The organism is Pseudonocardia cypriaca (genome assembly GCF_006717045.1).
GTDB lineage: Bacteria > Actinomycetota > Actinomycetes > Mycobacteriales > Pseudonocardiaceae > Pseudonocardia > Pseudonocardia cypriaca.
This window is the reverse complement of the sequence record NZ_VFPH01000001.1, coordinates 2,471,868-2,489,482: the sequence shown is the minus strand read 5'-3', so window position 1 is coordinate 2,489,482 and position 17,615 is coordinate 2,471,868. Positions and strand designations below refer to the sequence as shown.

The following is a 17,615-nucleotide window of genomic DNA, read 5'->3' as shown; positions in this document are numbered from 1 at the left end:
GGCCTCCTACAGATCGAGGACGAGCCGGTCGTCGCAGGAACGGGACACGCACGGGAACATGCAGTCCCCGGCGGCGCGCTCGTGGTCGGCGAGGATCGAGTCGCGGTGGTCGGGACGGCCGGCGAGCACCGTCGTCTCGCAGGTGCCGCAGGTCCCCTGGCGGCAGGACGACAGCACGTCGACGCCGACGGCCCGCACCGCGTCCAGCACGGAGACGCCCGGACGCACGTCGACGACCACGCCGCTGCGGGCCAGCTCCACGGTGAACGGGCCGGGGCGGGCGGGGGCACCTCGCTCCGGCGCGACGAACCGCTCCAGGTGCAGCGTGTGCGGGGGCCACCCGGCGCAGGCCCGCTCGATCGCGGCGAGCAGCGGTGCCGGCCCGCAGCAGTACACCCTGACGCCCGGTCGCGGCTCGCCGAGGAAGCCTGCGAGGTCGAGCAACCCGTGCTCGTCCTGCGGGACGGCCTGCACGCGGTCCCCGTGTGCCGACAGCTCGTCGAGGAACGCCATCGACCGCCGGCTCCGGCCGCCGTAGAGCAGCCGCCAGTCGGCTCCCAGGAGGTCTGCCTGGTGGATCATCGGCAGGAGCGGCGTGATGCCGATCCCGCCCGCCACGAACAGGTAGGACGCGGACGGGACCAGCGGGAAGTTGTTGCGGGGACCCCCGACCCCCACGACGTCGCCGGGTGCGAGCACCTCGTGCACGAACGCGGAGCCGCCCCGGCCGTCCGGCTCGCGCAGCACGGCGACGCGGTAGGTGTGGGCGTCCCACCGGTCCCCGCAGAGCGAGTACTGCCGGGTGATCCCGGTGGGGAGCACGAGATCGACGTGCGCACCCGGGGTCCAGTCCGGGAGCCTGCGGCCGTCCGGGCGCGCCAGCGTCAGCGACACGACGCCGTCCGCCTCGGCGGTCTTGGCCACCACCTGCAGCGAGACGACGTCGTCCATGGGGGCAGGATCCGGGACCGCCCACCCGCGGCGGCACGCCGTTCTCAATCAATGAGAGGCGAGCACGCGCCCGATCCCCCGCGCCGCCGCCAGCAGGGCCGGGACGTGCACGTACGCGTTGCCGTCGTTCGGCACCACGGCGCCGATCGCCGCCACCACCGCGCCGGAACCGTCCCGGACCGGCACGGCCACCCCCGTGGCGTCGACGTGGATGAAGCCAGGGCACAGCGCGTATCCCTGCCGGCGGATGCCCGCGAGCAGCTCGCGCACCTGCCTCGGATCGGTCGGGGTGTTCGGGGTGAGCCGCTGCATGGGAGCAACCAGCGCGCGCTCCTGCTGCTCCGGCCGGGTGTGCGCGAGCAGCACGAGCCCCGACGAGGACGCGTGCAGCGACAGCCGGCCCGCGATCCGCGTGTAGTTGACCACCGCGTTCGGGGCGGACATCCGCTCGACGAACAGCACCTCGTCGCCGTCGAGGACACCCAGCTGCACGTGGTGGCCGATCACCGCGTGCAGGTCCTCGAGGAACGGCATCGCGGCCTCGCGCAGCGACAGCGTGGGCGATGCCCGCTGCGCCAGCTCCCACATCCGGACGCCGACGCGCACCGCCCCGTCGCGGCGGGCCAGCAGGCCGTGCGCGCTCAGTTCGGCGACCAGCCGGGATGCGGTCGCGACGTGCAGCCCGGAGCGCCTGGCGATCTCGGTGACCGACAGCGCCGGGTCGTCCGGGGTGAACGCCTCCAGGACGCGCACCACGCGCGCCACCACCGACTCACCGGTCCGCACCCGCGGCATCGGGAGAGTCTCTCACCGCAGGTCAACGGGAACGACGACCTCGGTAGTGTGATCGAAATGGTCGTCACCCAGTTCGTCGCGCTCGGCGGCGTCGTCCTGCTCGCCGCGATGTCGCCGGGACCCGACTTCGCGATCGTCACCCGCAACGCGATGATCTCGGGCCGGCGCGCCGGGATGGCGTGCGGCCTCGGGATCGCCGTCGGCGTGTTCGCGTGGGCGGTGGTCACGGCGCTCGGCATCGCAGGCCTGCTCGCCGCGTCCGCGGTGGCGTTCACCGCCGTCAAGCTGGTCGGCGCGGCCTACCTGGTGTTCCTCGGCGTCCGCGCGCTGCTCGCCGCCCGCCGCGGCGACTACGACGACGCCAAGCACATCCCGGGCACCAGGGCGGCCCGCGCGCTCGCCGCGTTCCGCCAGGGCCTGGTGACCAACCTGCTCAACCCGAAGGTCGCGGTCTTCTTCGTCGCGCTGCTCCCCCAGTTCCTGCCCACCTCTGCGACCGCCGTCGACCACCTGATGCTCGCCGTGGTCGCCGCGGGCGTGACGCTGACCTGGTTCACCGTGCTCGCAGGCTTGGTGAGCGCGCTGCGCAGGCTCCTCACCACGAACCGGGTCCGGCGAGCCATCGACGCGGTGATGGGCACGCTGCTGGTGGGCCTCGGCATCCGGCTCGCCGCCGGCTGAGCGCCCACGGCCCGACCGGTCACGGCGCGGCGGTGACGAAGGCCGCGAGGTCGGCCGACTGCTGCAGCCGGCTCGGCTCGTGCACGTACATCATGTGCCCGGCCTCGTAGTAGCGGACCTCGATCCGGTCGCGCAGCTCGTCGGGGATCGGGAGCGCCGCGAGCACCTGCTCCGCCGCGAAGTAGGGCGTGGCGCCGTCGTGGTACCCGCAGGCCACGTGCACGCGCAGGTGCGGGTTGGCGCGCATCGCCGCCGACAGCTTGCCGACCACCGAGACGGCCCTGCCCTCGAACTCCTTGTACGACCACGGCTGCACCCGGCCGGTAAGGATCTCGTAGGGCAGGTCGTTGGCGTAGCCGAGCGTCGTGCGGACGTGGGAGTTGACCGCGGCCGTGTACGGGCCGGTGATCGCCGCGATCGACGGGTCGTAGCCGGGCACCTCGCCGCCGTCGTCGGCCTCCCAGCCGGTGAACCGGCCGTCGATCCGCCCGACCGTGCGGCCCGAGTCGCGCAGCAGCTCTCGGAAGAACCGCTGGTGCTCGATCCGCAGGCGCACCCGGCGGACGTAGCCCTCGTCGAGCCCGGACAGCGCCGCGAGCCGGGCCGCGACGCGGTCGAGGTCGGCGGCGGGAAGCCGGTTGCCCTGGGCGAGGGCCCACGGGTAGTCGCGCGCCGCGAAGTCGGCGGCGTCGGCGAGCACCTCGGCGAGCGTCCGGTCCGGGTGCAGGCCGTGGTGGTGGGCGATCGCGGCGTACGTCGGCAGGAAGAGCGGGTAGGGCCGGTCGTTGCCCTCGGTGAACCGGATCGTGCCCATGTCGAGCACGCTCGAGATCAGCATCAGGCCGTTGACGTACATGCCGTACCGGTCCTGCAGGTGCTCGGCGAGCGCCGCGGCGCGCAGCGTGCCGTACGACTCGCCTGCGAGGAACTTCGGCAACAGCCAGCGCTCGTTGCGCGTGATCCACAGCCGGATCACCTCGCCGACCGTCTGGACGTCGCCCGTGAAGCCGTGGAACTCGGACGGCCTGCCGCCCTCGACGGCGCGCGAGTAGCCGGTGCTGACCGGGTCGATGAACAGGAGGTCGGAGTGGGCGAGCAGGGACTCCTCGTTGTCGGTGAGCCCCCACGGCGGTGGTGTGAGCGCCCCGGCATCGCCCATGACGACCCGCCGCGGACCGAACAGCCCCATGTGCAGCCAGACGCTGGACGAGCCGGGCCCGCCGTTGAAAGCGATGGTGACCGGACGGGTGCCCGGCTCGGCCCCGTCGAGGGTGTAGGCCACGACGAACACCTCGGCGTGGGGCTCGTGGCCGTCGAACGTGCCGTCGGTGTGCTTCTCGTGCTTGACGACGATCCGGCCGGCCGTTGCGGTGTAGGCGAGCTCACCCAGCGTGTGCGACGTGGTGACCAGGTCGTCGGTCGGCGGTGCGGGCTTCTCGTCCTGGGGAGCTTCTTCGGCCACATGCTGACACTAAGTGATCCGGTCGGCCTACGATGATCGCCACCGCCCGGAAGGAGATCGACTGTGGCACAGCTCCCCCGCCGGCAGTTCCTCAAGCTCTCTGGCGCGGCGGGAGCCACGCTCGGCCTCGCCGCCTGCGGCGGGGCGCCGCCACCCAACCCGGGGGCCGGGGGCGGTGGAGGTGCCGGTGAGGCCGTCGTCGGCACGTGGGGCGGCGACTACCAGAAGTTCCAGCAGGACTTCGTCGAGCCGGTGCTGGCCAGGACCGACGGAGCACCCACCGTCGTCTACGACGTCGCCGACCAGGTCGCGCGCATGACGAAGATGCGTACGGAGGGCCAGACCGGCGGGCCGGGCACCATCGACGTCACCGCACTCTCCGACCAGCAGGCACAGGAGATGGCGAACGCGTCGCTGCTCGCCAGGATCGACCCCGCGCGACTGTCCAACTACGCCAACATCCGCGAGGACTTCCGCAACGACCTGTGGGTACCGCACATCTACAGCGCCGGCGTGATCATCTACAACACCGAGCACGTGAACCCCGCACCCACCAGCTACGACGTGTTCTGGGACCCGGCCTACGCGGGCCGCATCGGGATCATGTCGATCCAGTGGGCCACCGAGTACTTCATGGCCGCCGCGCTCGAAGCGGGCGGCGACCCGGGCAACGACTGGGACGCGGGTTGGCAGCGGATGCTGGAGCGCAAGGGCACCGTGCGGGTCTACGAGTCCCAGGAGCAGCTCGGCCAGGCGCTGATGTCCGGCGAGGTGTGGCTGGCGTACAACTGGAAGGCGCGCGCCTACCAGTGGCGGCAGGCCGGGGCGCCGCTGGCGTCGGTCGTGCCGCGTGAGGGCACGTTCCCGGTCGTCTTCACCGTCGGCGTCCCGGTCAACGCCCCCAACCCGGACGGGGCATACGCCTACATCGACGCGATGCTCGACCCCGAGGCGCAGCTGCAGTTCGGGCAGAACATGGGGTACTGGCCGACCGTCACCGACGTCAACCCGTCGCCAGAGCTGACCAGCGAGATCGGGTTCACGCCGGAGGAGGAGCAGAACATCCACCAGGTCGACCTGTCCTACCTCGCGCAGAACAACGAACGCTGGCGCCAGCAGTACGTCGAGCAGCTCATCAACCAGTGACGTTCGAACAGTGACCTTCGATCGCCGCACCGGCTGGCTGCTGGTCATGCCCGCCGCCGTGCTCACGGTGGTCTTCTTCGTGGCCCCGCTGGTCTACTTCCTGCGGTTCAGCTTCGAGCGGCCCTCGCGCACGTCGTTCTCGGAGCCGGCGTTCACGCTGGAGAACTTCGCACGGTTCTTCGCCAGCCCGTACCACGTCGGAGCGCTCACCCGCACCCTGCTCGTCGCGGTGGCGGCCACCGCACTCGCGTTGCTACTCGCGCTCCCGGTGGCGTACCTGATCACGAAGGCGAGCGCCCGCACCAAGGCGCTGCTGATCATCCTCACGGTGTTCCCGCTGCTCGTCGGCAACGTGGTGCGCTCCATCGGGTGGGTCGCGCTGCTCGGCTACTCGGGCGTCGTCAACACCGTGCTCACCGCGGTCGGGCTCCTCGACGCGCCGGTCGAGCTGCTGCGCACCGCCACCACGGTCACCGTCGCGATCACGTCGGTCGTGCTGCCGCTGATGGTGCTCACGCTGCAGGCGTCCCTCGAGTCGGTCGACCCCAACACGGAGCGGGCCGCGCTCGACCTGGGGGCCCGGCCGGCGAGGGTGTTCCGCCAGATCGTGCTGCCGCAGATCGTGCCGGGGATCGCGGCGGGCACGTCGCTGGTGTTCGTGCTGTGCATCAACGCCTACGCCACCCCGCGGCTCGTGGGGGGCACGCAGGTGCCGATGCTCGCGCCCGTCGTCTACGACACGATCTCGGCGGACAACAACTGGCCGTTCGGCGCGAGCATGGCCGCGCTGATGCTCGTCGTGAGCCTCGCCGTCGTGCTGCTGTACGGCCGGTTGCTGCGCCGGCAGTTCGAAGGATGGCGGGTGGCCCGATGACCTTGCCCCGCTGGTTGGCCGTCGTCGGTGTGCTGGTGTTCGGCTTCATGCTGCTGCCTGTGGCGCTCGTCGTCTGGATGTCGGTGTTCGACAGCGAGTTCCTCACGTTCCCGCCGTCGGGCTACTCACTGCGCTGGTTCGGCGAGCTCACCCGGGAACGCGGGCTCTTCGGCGGGCTGCGGCTGTCGTTCGTGCTGGCCCTCTCGACCGCGGTGCTCTCGACGGCACTCGGCCTGCTGGCCGCGATCGGGCTCTCCCGCGCCCGGCTTCGCCGGAGCGCCCTGCTGGAGAACGGGTTCCTGCTGCCGCTGCTCATCCCGGCGATCGTCAGCGGCGTGGCGGTCTACATCTACCTGTACCAGCTGTCGTGGATGCTGCAGGTCCGGCTCGTGCCGACGCTCGGAGCCCTCCTGCTCGCGCACACCATGATCACGCTGCCGTGGACGTTCCGGCTCGTGCACGCCGGCCTGGCGAGCCTCGGCACGGACGTCGAGCGCGCCTCGCTCGACCTGGGCCGGGGCCCGTGGCAGACGCTGTGGCGGGTGACGCTGCCGTTGCTGCGACCGTCGCTCGTCGGGGCGTTCATCTTCGCGTTCATCTTCTCGTTCGCCGAGCTGGAGATCAGCTTGTTCCTCATCTCCCCCGGCCGGATCACGCTGCCGGTGGCGATGGTCCAGTACGCCGAGTTCCGCGTGGACCCGACGCTGGCCGCGGTGTCCACCGTGCAGATCCTGCTGGTGGGAACGCTGCTGGCGGTCTCCAACAGGTTCATCCGGTTCGGTCAGGTTCTCTCGGGTGGGGTCAAAGGATGAGTGCGCTCACGGTCGACGGGGTGAGCAAGTCGTTCGGCGCGACACCAGTGCTCGACGACATCCACGTCGACGTCGAGGCGGGCGAGCTGGTGAGCCTGCTCGGCCCCAGCGGGTGCGGGAAGACCACGACGCTGAACGTCGTCGCGGGCTTCCTCCCCGCCGACGCAGGCCGGGTGCTGCTCGCCGGCAAGGACGTCACGGCGGTGCCGCCCTACCGCCGCGACACGGCCGTCGTGTTCCAGAACTACGCGCTCTTCCCCCACCTGCGCGTGCGCGACAACGTCGCCTACGGCCTCCGCGCCCGCAAGCTGCCCGCCACCGAGGTGACCGAGCGGGTGCAGGAAGCCCTCACCCTGATGGACATCGCCGGCCTCGCCGACCGCTACCCCGGCCAGCTATCCGGCGGTCAGCAGCAGCGTGTGGCCGTCGCGCGTGCCGTCGCCGTCCGGCCGCGGGTGCTGCTCATGGACGAGCCGCTGTCCAACCTCGACGCCAAGCTCCGCCAGGAGATCCGCCTGGAGCTGCGCGCCCTGCAGCAGCGGCTGGACCAGGCCGTCCTGTTCGTCACCCACGACCAGGAGGAGGCCCTGTCGATCTCCGACCGGATCGCCGTGCTCAACGGTGGGCGGGTGGAGCAGGTCGGCAGCCCGGCCGAGGTGTTCGAGCGCCCGCGCACGGTGTTCGTCGCCGACTTCATGGGCGTGGAGAACATCTTCCCCGGTGAGGTCGTCGACGGCAGCTACCGCACCGCGGACGGCCTCGAACTGCCCGTGCCCAGCGCCGGACCGGCCGACCACGTCGGGATCCGCCCGTCGGCGGTGCGCCTGGCCCCGGCGGGTGAGCCGTCCATCGGCCGGCACCCGGCGAAGATCACCGGCCGCGTCTACCTCGGCGACAGCGTCCGCTACCACCTGGCGCTCGAACCCGCCGGCATCGCGGTGGTGGCCGAGCAGCCCCGCAGCGCAGGCACGTCCTGGCAGCCGGATGACGGGGTGCTGGCCTCGTTCGCTGCAGAGGACCTGCTCCCGCTGCGGGCGCTCTGAGGTCCGCGCACGGGAGCGGGTGCTACTCCTCGTCGTCGAAGTCGGCGACGCCGCGCTTCCAGTAGCCCACGATCCGGAAGTCGCCCGTCGGGACGCCCCGGTCGCGCACCCATCGGCGCAGCGGCTTCACCACGCCCGCCTCGGCTGCGACCCACACGAAGGTCCGCTCCCCCGCGGGGAGCTCCACCGACCGGACGGCCCGTTCGAGGTCGTCGCCGGTTCCTGCCGGCACGCTCCCGCGATGGACCCAGCGCACGGTGACGCCGCTCGGTGCGGTCAGCGGGATCTCCTCCGAGCGATCGCGCACCTCGACGAACGCCCACCCGGTGGCCGCCGGGGGCAGCCCCTCGAGGTAGCGGGCGATCTGCGGCAGGGCGGTGAGGTCACCGGCGAGGAGGTACCGGTCGTAGTGGCTAGGCACGACGAAACCGCCGGGCGGGCCCGCCACGTGGATCCGGTCCCCCGGCTCGACCGCAACGGCCCAGTCCGACGCGACGCCGCCGGGGTGCACGGCGACGTCGACGTCCAGCTCGCCCGCGGTGGGATCGTGCCGGCGCACCGTGTACTCCCGCGAGACGGGCATCGGCCGCGGCCAGCGCAGCACGTCCCCGTTCTGCTCCGGCAGCCGCAGCTCGCCCCGCTCGTCGGGGAAGACCAGCCGGACGTGCTCCTCCGGGACGTGGCTCTGGAACCCCGCGATGCCCGGCCCGCCCAGCGTGAGCCGGAGCATGGCGGGCCCGAGCCACGCCGTCCGCAGCACCACCAGCTCGCGGATCCCGATCGGGTAGGGCACCTTCACGCCGCCGGGGCCCGTCTTCGCCGCGTCGAGCAGGTCCGGGAGCTGCGCGGCGCGGGGAGCGCTCGTCATCGTGCCCCGAGCAGCGGCGCGAAGGCCTGGTCGATCGAGTCGAGGGTCTTCAGCGCCGCGGAGTAGGTGGCGGCCTCCGTGTAGCGGATCGGGAAGGCCCTGCCGGCCTGCACGGCGGGCAGGTTCTTCCAGAGCTGCGAGTCGAGCACCTGCTGCACCGCCGCCGGCACCGAGCCGTCGGGTTCGACGCTGTAGGTGATCGCATCCGCCTCGCCGAGGCTGCTCCCGATCTGCTCGACGGACGGGTACTCGCTCACCGCCTTGGACCCGGGGCCGGGGTTCTCGACCGCGCCGTAGTAGTTCGCGCCGACGTCCTGCGCCACGTTCGTGCCCCACGAGCCGTTGAACTCGCGGTGGAAGGTGCCGTCGGTGACCCGCCCGTACGCGCCGACGTGCCCGAACTTCAGCGGGGGCACCACTGCGGCGTACTTCTCCCGCAGCGATGCGGCCTTCGCCTCGTACTCGGCGCGCACGGCGTCGAAGCCCGCCAACGCGCCCGCGGCGTCGGCGTGGCGACGGGAGATGTCCCGCCAGGCCGACGGGACCGTGGGGCCGACCGCCACGACGGGTGCGAGCGTCGCGAGCCGCTCCACGTCGACGTCGGCGAGCACCGGCACGGGCACCCCGATCACGATGAGGTCCGGGTCGGCCAGCGCGATCGCCTCGTAGTTCGTGTCGGCCGCCGACTCGCCGGCCACCTTGTCCAGCCGCTCGTAGGTGGCGAGCTCCTCCGGGCTCATCATCGGGACGCCACGCGTCCAGCTCGAGATGCCGACCAGCGGAGCGCCGGCCTCGATCAGGGCCGGGACGGCGTAGCCGGTGGCGACCACGCGCTGCGGGTGCACGGGGATGGTCGCCTCGCCGTTCTCACCCGCGAAGGTGCGCGTCTCGACGGCCGGGGCGGGCGCGTCGGGCTCTCCTGCGCCGCCGCAGGCCGCCGTGACGAGCACGAGCGCGACCGCCGCGAGCCAGGACGACCAGCGGAAACTCATCGATCCCCGAACCTCTCACCCGAAGATAGGTGAGGGTTACCTTAGATCACGTCGGCTCGACAACGTCATCTGTCCCGGTTCCCGCCGGACGGACCGCCACGTCGATGCAGTCATCCGCGCGATGAAGGTCGGGGCGGCGTTTTCCTACCGTCGATGACGTGCCCCCCGAGACCCTCGCCGCCGCGATCGCACGGGTCGGCAACCCCGTCGCTCCGGTCCCGTACGTGCAGTTCGCCCGCGACCAGTACCGGGGGAAATGATGTCGACAGAGACGAACGAGCCCGTCACCCACTCCGAACCGAGCGTCCTCTCCAAGCGGGAGGCGCTGGTCCGGGCCCTGCGGAACGCGAGCTACGAGGTCCTCCCGTTCAAGAAGACCGAGGCGGCCGTGTTCGAACACGTCCCGCCGGACGTGGCCCTGACCGTCACCACGACCGAGGCGAAGGGTCTCGGCCCCACGGTCGACCTGGCCGTTCGCCTGTCCCGCCACGGGTACACCGCGGCACCGCACCTCGCGGCCCGCCTCGTCCGCGACGGCGCCCACCTCACCGACGTCGTCGCGCAGCTGCGTGAGGCGGGCGTCAGCAGCGTCTTCGTGATCGGTGGCGACGCGGCGGAGCCGGCGGGCACGTTCCCCGACGCGCTGAGCCTCCTGCGGGGCCTCGACGAGATCGGGCACCCGTTCACCACCGTCGGCATCGGCGGCTACCCCGAGGGGCACGGGCACATCCCCGACGACGTGGTCGACAAGGCCCTCGAGCAGAAGGCGCCGCACGCCACCCAGGTGATCACCCAGCTCTGCTTCGACGCCGACACCACGGTGAGCTGGGCCCGCAGCATCCAGGCCCGCGGCGTCGCACTGCCCGTCCGGGTCGGCATCCCGGGCGCGGTGAGCCGCCAGAAGCTCGTCCGCATCACCGCGGGGCTCGGCCTCGGCCAGTCCGCCCGTTTCCTCAAGAAGCAGCAGAGCATGCTCTGGCGGTTCTTCCTGCCCGGTGGCTACAGCCCCGACCGGCTCGTCCGCCGGCTCACCCCCAGCTTCGGCGACCCCGGCACCAACCTGGCAGGCTTCCACGTCTTCACCTTCAACGAGCTGGAGAAGACGCAGACATGGCGCCAGGAGTGGCTCGCCCGCCTGGAGGAGGCGTGACCCCCGACCGGCGGCCGGGGCAGCACTGCGTGCTGACGCTGTCCTGCCCCGACACCCTCGGCATCGTGCACGCCGTCTCCGGGTTCCTCGTCGAGCACGGGTGCACGATCCGGGAGAGCCAGCAGTTCGAGGACCCCGACAGCGGCACGTTCTTCATGCGGGTGCAGTTCGCCCGCGCCGACGGCGGCGAGCTCGACGTCGGCGCCCTGCGCACGGCCTTCGGCGACGTCTCCGCCCGGTTCGGCATGACCTGGCGGGTGGTCGACGCCTCCGAGCGCCAGCGCGTGGTCATCATGGTGAGCAGGTTCGCCCACTGCCTCAACGACCTGCTGTTCCGCAACTCCGTGGGCGAACTCAACCTCGACGTCGTCGCCGTGTTGTCCAACCACCCCGACCTCGGTCGCCTCGCCGACAACTACGACGTGCCCTTCCGCCACATCCCGGTCACCCCGGACACGAAGCCCGCCGCCGAGGCCGCGCTGCTCGACCTCGTCCGCACCGAACGCGTCGACCTCGTCGTGCTCGCCCGCTACATGCAGATCCTCTCCGACGAGACCTGCAAGCAGCTCGAAGGCCGCGCGATCAACATCCACCACTCGATGCTGCCCAGCTTCAAGGGCGCCCGCCCCTACCACCAGGCCCACGCACGCGGGGTGAAGGTCATCGGCGCCACCGCGCACTACGTCACCCCCGACCTCGACGAGGGCCCGATCATCGAGCAGGAGCTCATGCGGGTCGACCACACCATGAGTGCCGACGAGTTCGCCGCCCACGGCCGCGAGGTCGAGTGCCGCGCACTGGCCCGCGCGGTCCGCTGGCACACGGAGAACCGGGTGGCGCTGAACGGGACGAAGACCGTCGTCCTGCAGTGAGCCCGGGACTCAGACCAGGTGCCGCACCAGGATCGTCGCGACGCACGCCGGCTTGGCGGCTCCGTCCACCGTGATCGTCACGGTGATGGTGAGCTGGACGCCGCCCTGCACGTCGGTGACCGCGTCGAGCACGGCGGAGGCGCGGACCTTGCTCCCCACCGGCACCGGTGAGGGGAAGCGCACCCGCTCGCAACCGTAGTTGACCACCATCCGGAACCCCGTGAACTCGACGATCTCGGGCATCAGCCGCGGGATCAGCGACAGGGTGAGGTAGCCGTGGGCGATGGTGCCGCCGAACGGCCCGTCCTTCGCCCGCTCGGGGTCCACGTGGATCCACTGGTGGTCCGCGGTGGCGTCGGCGAACTGGTTCACCGCGTGCTGGGTGATCTCGTACAGCTCGCTGCGCCCCAGCTCCTCGCCGAGCGGGAGGGCCCGCACGCCCTCGATTCCGCTGACCTGCACGGCCGCCATGTCAGTTCCCTCCCAGGTCGAACGGGGCGGGCAGGTGGTCCTGCAGCTCGCCCTTCAGCTCGGTGGCGAACAGGTCGCGGACCGCGTCCGGGGTCCAGCCGCCTGGCCGCAGCTGCTCGGCGACCTGGCCGGGGTGGGTCCAGAGGGCGATGCGGTCGCCGCCGACCGCGATCGCCTGGCCGGTGACGCCGGCCGACTCGGCCGACGCCAGGTAGACGACGAGCGGGGCGACGTCGTCGGGTGTGCCGAGTCCCTGGCGCCGGACGTGCTCCGGAAGGGGCTCGCCGCGATCGGCCTTCTCGACGAGCTCGCCGAGGCCGGGAATCGTCGCCACCATGCGGGTCAGGGCGGTCGGGACGATGGCGTTGACCGTCACGCCGATCTTCGCGTGCTCCACGGCCCAGGTGCGCATCATCGCGACGATCGCGCCCTTCGACGCGGAGTAGACGGTCTGGCCGAAGCTCGCCCGCTGCCCGGCGGGCGACCCGACCAGGATCAGCCGGCCGCCCTCGCCCTGCTCCCGGAACCGCGCCGCCGCGGCGCGGCCGCAGGTGAAGGTGCCGCGCAGGTGGCTGGTCACCACCAGGTCGAAGTCCTCGTCGGTGGTGTTGCGCAGCGTCCTGTCGCGCAACGCGCCCGCGTTGGTGATCATCACGTCGAGCCGGCCGAACTCGTCGACGGCCCGGGCGACGAGCGCGTCGGCGATCTCGGAGCCGCCGACGGCACCGATCACGGCCACCGCACGGCCACCCGCGTCGACGATCGACGCCACGGTCTCCTCGGCCACGTCCGCGTCGAGGTCGTTCACCACGACCGACGCCCCCGCCGCGGCGAGCGCTCTCGCGTAGGAGCGGCCGAGACCGCGTCCCGCGCCGGTGACCACGGCGACCCTGCCGTCCAGCATGGCGTTCCTCCTCGCACGATCCGGCCGTCAGCATGCCCAGGCGCGGCGCGGCGCGTCACCCCGCCGCGGCCTCCCGGCGCCGATCCACGTCATGTGTCTCGGCCGCCCTCGGTCGGCGGGCCGAGGCCGATCGGTCATTGCGCTCTGTCGGTGCCCCGGCGGCGTTCCTAGCCTCGGTCGCGTGGACGTCAACGGGCTGACCGCGATCGACGTGCACACGCACGTGCTGGCATCGGTCGCCGAGGAGGACCGCTCCGGGGCCGATGCCGCGGCCCTCGCGGGCACGTTCGGCGAGATCCCCGAACTGACCGTCCCGGAGCTCGCCGCCTACTACCGCGAGCGCTCGATGGCGGCCGTCGTGTTCACGGTCGACTCGGTGACCCGCACGGGGCGGGAGGCGCGCGTGTCGAACGAGGAGATCGCCGAGCAGGCCGCCGAGCACCCGGACACGCTGATCCCCTTCGCGAGCGTGGACCCCGGCCGCGGCGCCGCCGCCGTGCGGATCGCGCGCCGGCTGATCGAGGACCACGGGGTGCGTGGCTTCAAGTTCCACCCGAGCGACCAGGAGTTCTACCCGAACGACCGCGCGGCGTACCCGCTGTACGAGGTGATCGCCGAGGCCGGGCTCCCCGCGCTCTTCCACAGCGGCCAGACGGGCGTGGGCGCAGGCCGGCGCGGTGGTGGCGGCATCCGGTTGAAGTACTCGAACCCGATGCACCTCGACGACGTCGCCGTCGACTTCCCCGACATGCCGATCGTCATCGCCCACCCGTCGGTGCCGTGGCAGGACGAGGCCCTCGCGGTGGCCGGCCACAAGCCGCAGGTCTACATCGACCTGTCAGGCTGGTCGCCCAAGTACTTCCCGCCGCAGCTGGTGGCCCAGGCGAACACCCTCCTGAAGCGGAAGGTGCTCTTCGGCTCGGACTTCCCGGCCCTCACCCCGGACCGCTGGCTCACCGACTTCGCGAAGCTCGACCTCAAGGACGAGGTCCGGCCGTTGATCCTCAAGGAGAACGCCGTCCGCCTGCTCGGCCTCGGGGGTTGAGGTGGACGCGTCGATCGGCACGGTCTGGGAGGCGGTCGCCGCGCACCTCCCGGACGCGGTCGTGATCTCCGAGCCGGGGCGCGACGTCACCTACGCGGAGTTCGACGACCGCGCCTCCCGCCTGGCGGCCGCTCTCGAGGCGGCCGGCGTCGGCCCGGGGGACACGGTCGCCTGCTACCTCTACAACGGTGCGACGTACCTGGAGACCGTGTTCGCGGCCTTCAAGATCGGCGCCATCCCGGTCAACGCGAACTACCGCTACACCGGGCACGAGCTCACCGAGCTGCTCGCCGACGCCGACGCCGCTGCCGTCGTGTTCAGCGGAACGCTCGCCGAGAACGTCCGGCACGCGGCGGAGCACATCCGCACGCTGCGGCTGCTGGTGCGCGCCGGACCCGGCGCCGGGCCCCTGGCGCGGGACCTCGACGAGCTCATGGGCGGCACTCCCCCGCGCCCGCACAGCCCGCGACCGAGCTCCGACCAGCTCTTCATGTACACCGGCGGCACCACCGGCAAGCCCAAGGGCGTGATCTGGCGGCAGGCCGACCTGCTGCACAGCCTCACGGTGCCGATCTTCGGCCCGCTCGGCCACACCTCGCTCCCGGCCACCCTCGACGAGGCGGTGGAGATCGCGGTCGCCGCCCGGTCGACGGGCCGCGCGCCTGCGACGATGCCGATCGTCCCGCTCATGCACGCGACCGGCCTGTTCAACACGATGGGCGCGCTACTAGTCGGCGGCCGCGCCGTCACCGCCCGCCCGGGCCGGCTCGACCCGCGCCACATCTGGGAGACGGTCGCCGGGCAACGGGTCGGCACGATCATCGTCGCCGGCAACGCGGTCTGCCAGCCGCTCGTCGACGAGCTGCGCGCCGCAGAGCGGGCCGGCACCCCGCACGACCTCTCCTCGCTCCGCGGCATGATCAGCTCCGGGACCGCGTTCAGCGACCGCCTCAAGCAGGCCTTCCACGAGCGGGCACAGGTGACGATCACCGATGCCATCGCCTCCAGCGAGGGCGGCCCGTTCGCGTTCGCGATCACGCGCTCGGTTGCCGACCTGCCGTCCCGGTTCTTCCCGGTGCCCGCCACCAGGGTCATCGGCGCCGACGACCGCATCCTCGAACCGGGCAGCGCCGAGGTCGGCGTCCTCGCCTACAGCGGCCCCATGCCGCTGGGCTACTACAAGGACAGCGCGAAGACCGCGACGACCTTCCGCACGATCGACGGCGTCCGCTACTCCATCCCCGGCGACCACGCCCGGCTCGACGCCGACGGGGCGATCCGCTTCCTCGGGCGCCGCTCCGGCGTCATCAACACCGGCGGCGAGAAGGTGCACCCCCAGGAGGTCGAGAACGCCCTCCTCACCCACCCCGACGTCACCGACTGCGCCGTGGTCGGCGTGCCCGACCCGACGTGGGGCGAGAGCGTGGCCGCGGTGGTGGCCACGCCCGCGGCTCCGGCCGAACGCGAGCTGCAGGACTGGGTGCGCCGCACCCTCGCCGGCTACAAGGTGCCGCGCCGGATCGTCCTCGTCGAGCAGCTGCCCCGAACCCCGACGGGCAAGCTGGAGGTGGCGCGGGCCAGGGAGATCGTGGAGCGCGGGCCCACCTGAGCGGGAGCAACGGCGTGTCGTACTGTCGGGCGCGTCTGCCACTTCGCGGGATGGGAACGTTTTGGCGCGGTACGTCATGACCCGGCTCGTTGACGACATCGACGGCTCCCATGCCGTGACGACGGTGTCGTTCTCCCTCGACGGCGACAGCTACGAGATCGACCTGTCGGAGTCGCACCTCAGCGCGCTGCAGCAGGCGCTCGCCCCGTTCGTGAGCGCCGCCCGCGTGGTTCCGGGTGAGCGACGCGCGGTGCGGACCGCGGCGCAGGCACCGAAGGAGCAGGTGGCGGTGCGGCGCGAGGTGATCCCGGCGGAGACGACCCCCGCACGTCCCGCGACGGTCGCCGCGCCTGCCCTGGACGCGCTGCCCTTCCGGCCGCCGGCCCCCGCCGCCACACCGGCGCGCTCGAAGCCCGCCCCATTGGTGGCCGACCCGTTCAACCCCCGGTAGGAACGGCCCGCTCCTCGCCCCATTGGAACGTATAGCGCACGGGGGGACTTGTCGCAAGACCCGGTTCCGGGCCGAGAATCGCGCTCCACGAATTCGACGGGAGCGCGAATGCGAGTGTTGTTGTCCACGGTGGGGACGCGCGGCGAGGTCCAGCCGGTCGTAGCGGTCGCCACCCGGTTGCGGTCCTCGGGACACGAGGCCGTGGTGTGCGCGCCCCCCGACTTCCGCGCGTGGGTGGAGTCGCTCGGGATCCCGTTCGTGCCGGTCGGGCCCGAGCTGCGCGGCACCGCCGAGCAGGGCGAACGGGTCCTGCCCACGCCGGAGCAGCGGCGGCAGATGATCGACGGCACGGTGGCGGCCCAGTTCGCTGCGGTCGCGGCGGGAGCCGATGGCTGCGACGCGGTCGTGGGCGGCGGCGCGTTGGCCATCGCCGCACACTCGGTCGCGGAGCACCGGGGAATCGGGTACGTGTACGCGAGTTTCTGCCCGATCACGCTCCCGTCCCGCCACCACGCACCACCGGTATTCGGAATTCTCGGCGAGAAGCAGCCCGACGGAACGGTCGACAACGCCACCCTCTGGGCCGAGGATGCGCGGCGCTGGAACCTCATGTGGGGCGAGGCCGTCAACTCCCGGCGCGCCGAGCTGGGCCTCGCACCCGTCGCGGACGTGCGGGACCACGTCTTCACCGCCAGGCCCTGGCTGGCCGCCGATCCCACGCTGGCACCGTGGCCGGACGCGAACGACCCGGACGTGTTCCAGTCGGGCGCCTGGATCCTGCCCGACGACCGCCCCCTCGACCCCGAGCTCGAGGCGTTCCTGAACGCCGGTGAGCCTCCCGTGTACCTCGGGTTCGGCAGCATCGCAGCCCCCGGGGACATCACGTCGAACGTGGTCGAGGCGGCCCGCGCGCTGGGCCGCCGCACCATCGTGTCCCGCGGATGGGCCGACCTCGCGCCCGTGGACGGTGCACCCGACTGCCTCGCCATCGGGGAGGTCAACCAGCAGGCGCTCTTCCCGCGGGTGGCCGCCGTGGTGCACCACGGCGGCGCGGGCACCACCACCGCGGCCGCCGCCGCAGGCACGCCCCAGGTGCTCGTCCCGCAGGTGTACGACCAGTTCTACTTCGCCGGGCGCGTCGAGGAGCTGGGGATCGGCAGTGCTCACCGCGATGGCGGCTCGCTGCACGCGGCGCTCGCCGGCGCACTCGGGCCCGAGGTCGCGACGACGGCTCGGGCCCTCGCGAGCGCCGTGCGGACCGACGGTGCGACGACGGCCGCCCGGCGGTTGGTCGAGATGACCCGGATCGCATGACACGGGCTCGACGGGAACAACTCGGTTGAGAGCGCGCGTTACACCATGCATCGTGCTGGTGCGGTTGATCCGCGCCCGAGTTCGATCCCTCCCCTGCGTCGCCACGAGGCGACGCGTCCACCCACTGTGCTCGCGGGGACCACCCGCGCCCACACCCAGATTGGAGGCGGCACAC

The 17,615-nt window shown here is 72.2% G+C and carries 18 protein-coding genes; 11 read left to right on the top strand and 7 right to left on the bottom strand.

All coding sequences use genetic code 11. The features are described from left to right. Positions 1 to 6: 6 nt before the first annotated feature. The gene (locus FB388_RS11930) at positions 7 to 951 is read right to left on the bottom strand and encodes a PDR/VanB family oxidoreductase (RefSeq protein ID WP_142100333.1); all 945 of its coding nucleotides are present in this window, start codon (positions 949 to 951) and stop codon (positions 7 to 9) included. A 48-nt stretch (positions 952 to 999) separates the two neighbouring features. Beyond that, the gene (locus FB388_RS11925) at positions 1,000 to 1,746 is read right to left on the bottom strand and encodes an IclR family transcriptional regulator (RefSeq protein ID WP_142100331.1); all 747 of its coding nucleotides are present in this window, start codon (positions 1,744 to 1,746) and stop codon (positions 1,000 to 1,002) included. Positions 1,747 to 1,803: 57 nt separating this feature from the next. Here FB388_RS11925 and FB388_RS11920 point away from each other — a divergent pair, with 57 nt between their 5' ends. Beyond that, positions 1,804 to 2,427: a LysE family translocator gene (locus FB388_RS11920; protein WP_211361864.1), complete on the top strand. Its 624-nt coding sequence runs from the start codon at positions 1,804 to 1,806 to the stop codon at positions 2,425 to 2,427. 19 nt (positions 2,428 to 2,446) lie between these two features. On the opposite strand, the gene FB388_RS11915 is transcribed toward FB388_RS11920, so the two are convergent. Further along, the gene (locus FB388_RS11915) at positions 2,447 to 3,889 is read right to left on the bottom strand and encodes a S10 family peptidase (protein WP_142100329.1); all 1,443 of its coding nucleotides are present in this window, start codon (positions 3,887 to 3,889) and stop codon (positions 2,447 to 2,449) included. A gap of 63 nt (positions 3,890 to 3,952) precedes the next feature. On the opposite strand from FB388_RS11915, the gene FB388_RS11910 reads away from it, so the two are divergent. Genes FB388_RS11910 through FB388_RS11895 form a run of 4 tightly spaced genes read left to right on the top strand, consistent with a single transcriptional unit; the run spans position 3,953 to position 7,764 of the window. After that, on the top strand, positions 3,953 to 5,035 hold the full coding sequence (locus tag FB388_RS11910; protein ID WP_142100327.1) for an ABC transporter substrate-binding protein: 1,083 nt from the start codon (positions 3,953 to 3,955) through the stop codon (positions 5,033 to 5,035). A 10-nt stretch (positions 5,036 to 5,045) separates the two neighbouring features. Continuing rightward, positions 5,046 to 5,909 (top strand): ABC transporter permease, encoded by an 864-nt coding sequence (locus tag FB388_RS11905; RefSeq protein WP_142100325.1) that lies wholly within the window; start codon positions 5,046 to 5,048, stop codon positions 5,907 to 5,909. Continuing rightward, positions 5,906 to 6,721 (top strand): ABC transporter permease, encoded by an 816-nt coding sequence (locus tag FB388_RS11900; protein WP_170225580.1) that lies wholly within the window; start codon positions 5,906 to 5,908, stop codon positions 6,719 to 6,721. The genes FB388_RS11905 and FB388_RS11900 overlap by 4 nt, the downstream gene beginning before the upstream one ends. Continuing rightward, positions 6,718 to 7,764, top strand: a complete 1,047-nt coding sequence (locus tag FB388_RS11895) for an ABC transporter ATP-binding protein (RefSeq protein ID WP_142100321.1) — start codon at positions 6,718 to 6,720, stop codon at positions 7,762 to 7,764. Before FB388_RS11900 ends, FB388_RS11895 begins: the two co-directional genes overlap by 4 nt. Positions 7,765 to 7,786: 22 nt before the next feature. Here the strand turns inward: FB388_RS11895 and FB388_RS11890 are convergent, their stop codons facing one another. Next, positions 7,787 to 8,632: a siderophore-interacting protein gene (locus tag FB388_RS11890; protein WP_142100319.1), complete on the bottom strand. Its 846-nt coding sequence runs from the start codon at positions 8,630 to 8,632 to the stop codon at positions 7,787 to 7,789. Then, a complete protein-coding gene (locus tag FB388_RS11885) occupies positions 8,629 to 9,624 on the bottom strand; it encodes an ABC transporter substrate-binding protein (RefSeq protein WP_142100317.1) in 996 nt (331 codons plus the stop codon). The genes FB388_RS11890 and FB388_RS11885 overlap by 4 nt, the downstream gene beginning before the upstream one ends. Before the next feature lie 259 nt (positions 9,625 to 9,883). Here FB388_RS11885 and FB388_RS11880 point away from each other — a divergent pair, with 259 nt between their 5' ends. Together FB388_RS11880 and purU are read left to right on the top strand one after the other, a co-directional pair. Continuing rightward, positions 9,884 to 10,774: a methylenetetrahydrofolate reductase gene (locus FB388_RS11880; protein WP_142100315.1), complete on the top strand. Its 891-nt coding sequence runs from the start codon at positions 9,884 to 9,886 to the stop codon at positions 10,772 to 10,774. Next, the gene (gene purU / locus FB388_RS11875) at positions 10,771 to 11,646 is read left to right on the top strand and encodes a formyltetrahydrofolate deformylase (protein WP_246121849.1); all 876 of its coding nucleotides are present in this window, start codon (positions 10,771 to 10,773) and stop codon (positions 11,644 to 11,646) included. Before FB388_RS11880 ends, purU begins: the two co-directional genes overlap by 4 nt. A gap of 9 nt (positions 11,647 to 11,655) precedes the next feature. Here the strand turns inward: purU and FB388_RS11870 are convergent, their stop codons facing one another. Together FB388_RS11870 and FB388_RS11865 are read right to left on the bottom strand one after the other, a co-directional pair. After that, on the bottom strand, positions 11,656 to 12,117 hold the full coding sequence (locus tag FB388_RS11870) for a MaoC family dehydratase (protein ID WP_142100311.1): 462 nt from the start codon (positions 12,115 to 12,117) through the stop codon (positions 11,656 to 11,658). Position 12,118: 1 nt separating this feature from the next. After that, on the bottom strand, positions 12,119 to 13,021 hold the full coding sequence (locus tag FB388_RS11865) for an SDR family NAD(P)-dependent oxidoreductase (RefSeq protein WP_142100309.1): 903 nt from the start codon (positions 13,019 to 13,021) through the stop codon (positions 12,119 to 12,121). Between the two features lie 181 nt (positions 13,022 to 13,202). On the opposite strand from FB388_RS11865, the gene FB388_RS11860 reads away from it, so the two are divergent. The 4 genes from FB388_RS11860 to FB388_RS11845 all read left to right on the top strand — a co-directional run bounded on the left by FB388_RS11860 (position 13,203) and on the right by FB388_RS11845 (position 17,440). After that, on the top strand, positions 13,203 to 14,066 hold the full coding sequence (locus tag FB388_RS11860; RefSeq protein ID WP_246121847.1) for an amidohydrolase family protein: 864 nt from the start codon (positions 13,203 to 13,205) through the stop codon (positions 14,064 to 14,066). 1 nt (position 14,067) lies between these two features. Then, positions 14,068 to 15,675 (top strand): AMP-binding protein, encoded by a 1,608-nt coding sequence (locus FB388_RS11855; RefSeq protein WP_142100307.1) that lies wholly within the window; start codon positions 14,068 to 14,070, stop codon positions 15,673 to 15,675. A gap of 76 nt (positions 15,676 to 15,751) precedes the next feature. Continuing rightward, positions 15,752 to 16,126 (top strand): Lsr2 dimerization domain-containing protein, encoded by a 375-nt coding sequence (locus tag FB388_RS11850; RefSeq protein WP_211361863.1) that lies wholly within the window; start codon positions 15,752 to 15,754, stop codon positions 16,124 to 16,126. 108 nt (positions 16,127 to 16,234) lie between these two features. After that, positions 16,235 to 17,440 carry a glycosyltransferase gene (locus FB388_RS11845; RefSeq protein WP_142100303.1) on the top strand — a complete coding sequence of 402 codons (1,206 nt, stop codon included), beginning with the start codon at positions 16,235 to 16,237 and terminating at the stop codon, positions 17,438 to 17,440. Positions 17,441 to 17,615 lie beyond the last annotated feature (175 nt).

What these genes read in the sequence shown, in the direction of transcription:
- FB388_RS11930 (WP_142100333.1), bottom strand. Translation starts at nt 951, where the DNA reads ATGGACGACGTCGTCTCGCTGCAGGTGGTGGCCAAGACCGCCGAGGCG.
- FB388_RS11925 (WP_142100331.1), bottom strand. Translation starts at nt 1,746, where the DNA reads ATGCCGCGGGTGCGGACCGGTGAGTCGGTGGTGGCGCGCGTGGTGCGC.
- FB388_RS11920 (WP_211361864.1), top strand. Translation starts at nt 1,804, where the DNA reads ATGGTCGTCACCCAGTTCGTCGCGCTCGGCGGCGTCGTCCTGCTCGCC.
- FB388_RS11900 (WP_170225580.1), top strand. Translation starts at nt 5,906, where the DNA reads ATGACCTTGCCCCGCTGGTTGGCCGTCGTCGGTGTGCTGGTGTTCGGC.
- FB388_RS11895 (WP_142100321.1), top strand. Translation starts at nt 6,718, where the DNA reads ATGAGTGCGCTCACGGTCGACGGGGTGAGCAAGTCGTTCGGCGCGACA.
- FB388_RS11890 (WP_142100319.1), bottom strand. Translation starts at nt 8,632, where the DNA reads ATGACGAGCGCTCCCCGCGCCGCGCAGCTCCCGGACCTGCTCGACGCG.
- FB388_RS11885 (WP_142100317.1), bottom strand. Translation starts at nt 9,624, where the DNA reads ATGAGTTTCCGCTGGTCGTCCTGGCTCGCGGCGGTCGCGCTCGTGCTC.
- FB388_RS11880 (WP_142100315.1), top strand. Translation starts at nt 9,884, where the DNA reads ATGTCGACAGAGACGAACGAGCCCGTCACCCACTCCGAACCGAGCGTC.
- FB388_RS11870 (WP_142100311.1), bottom strand. Translation starts at nt 12,117, where the DNA reads ATGGCGGCCGTGCAGGTCAGCGGAATCGAGGGCGTGCGGGCCCTCCCG.
- FB388_RS11865 (WP_142100309.1), bottom strand. Translation starts at nt 13,021, where the DNA reads ATGCTGGACGGCAGGGTCGCCGTGGTCACCGGCGCGGGACGCGGTCTC.
- FB388_RS11850 (WP_211361863.1), top strand. Translation starts at nt 15,752, where the DNA reads ATGACCCGGCTCGTTGACGACATCGACGGCTCCCATGCCGTGACGACG.
- FB388_RS11845 (WP_142100303.1), top strand. Translation starts at nt 16,235, where the DNA reads ATGCGAGTGTTGTTGTCCACGGTGGGGACGCGCGGCGAGGTCCAGCCG.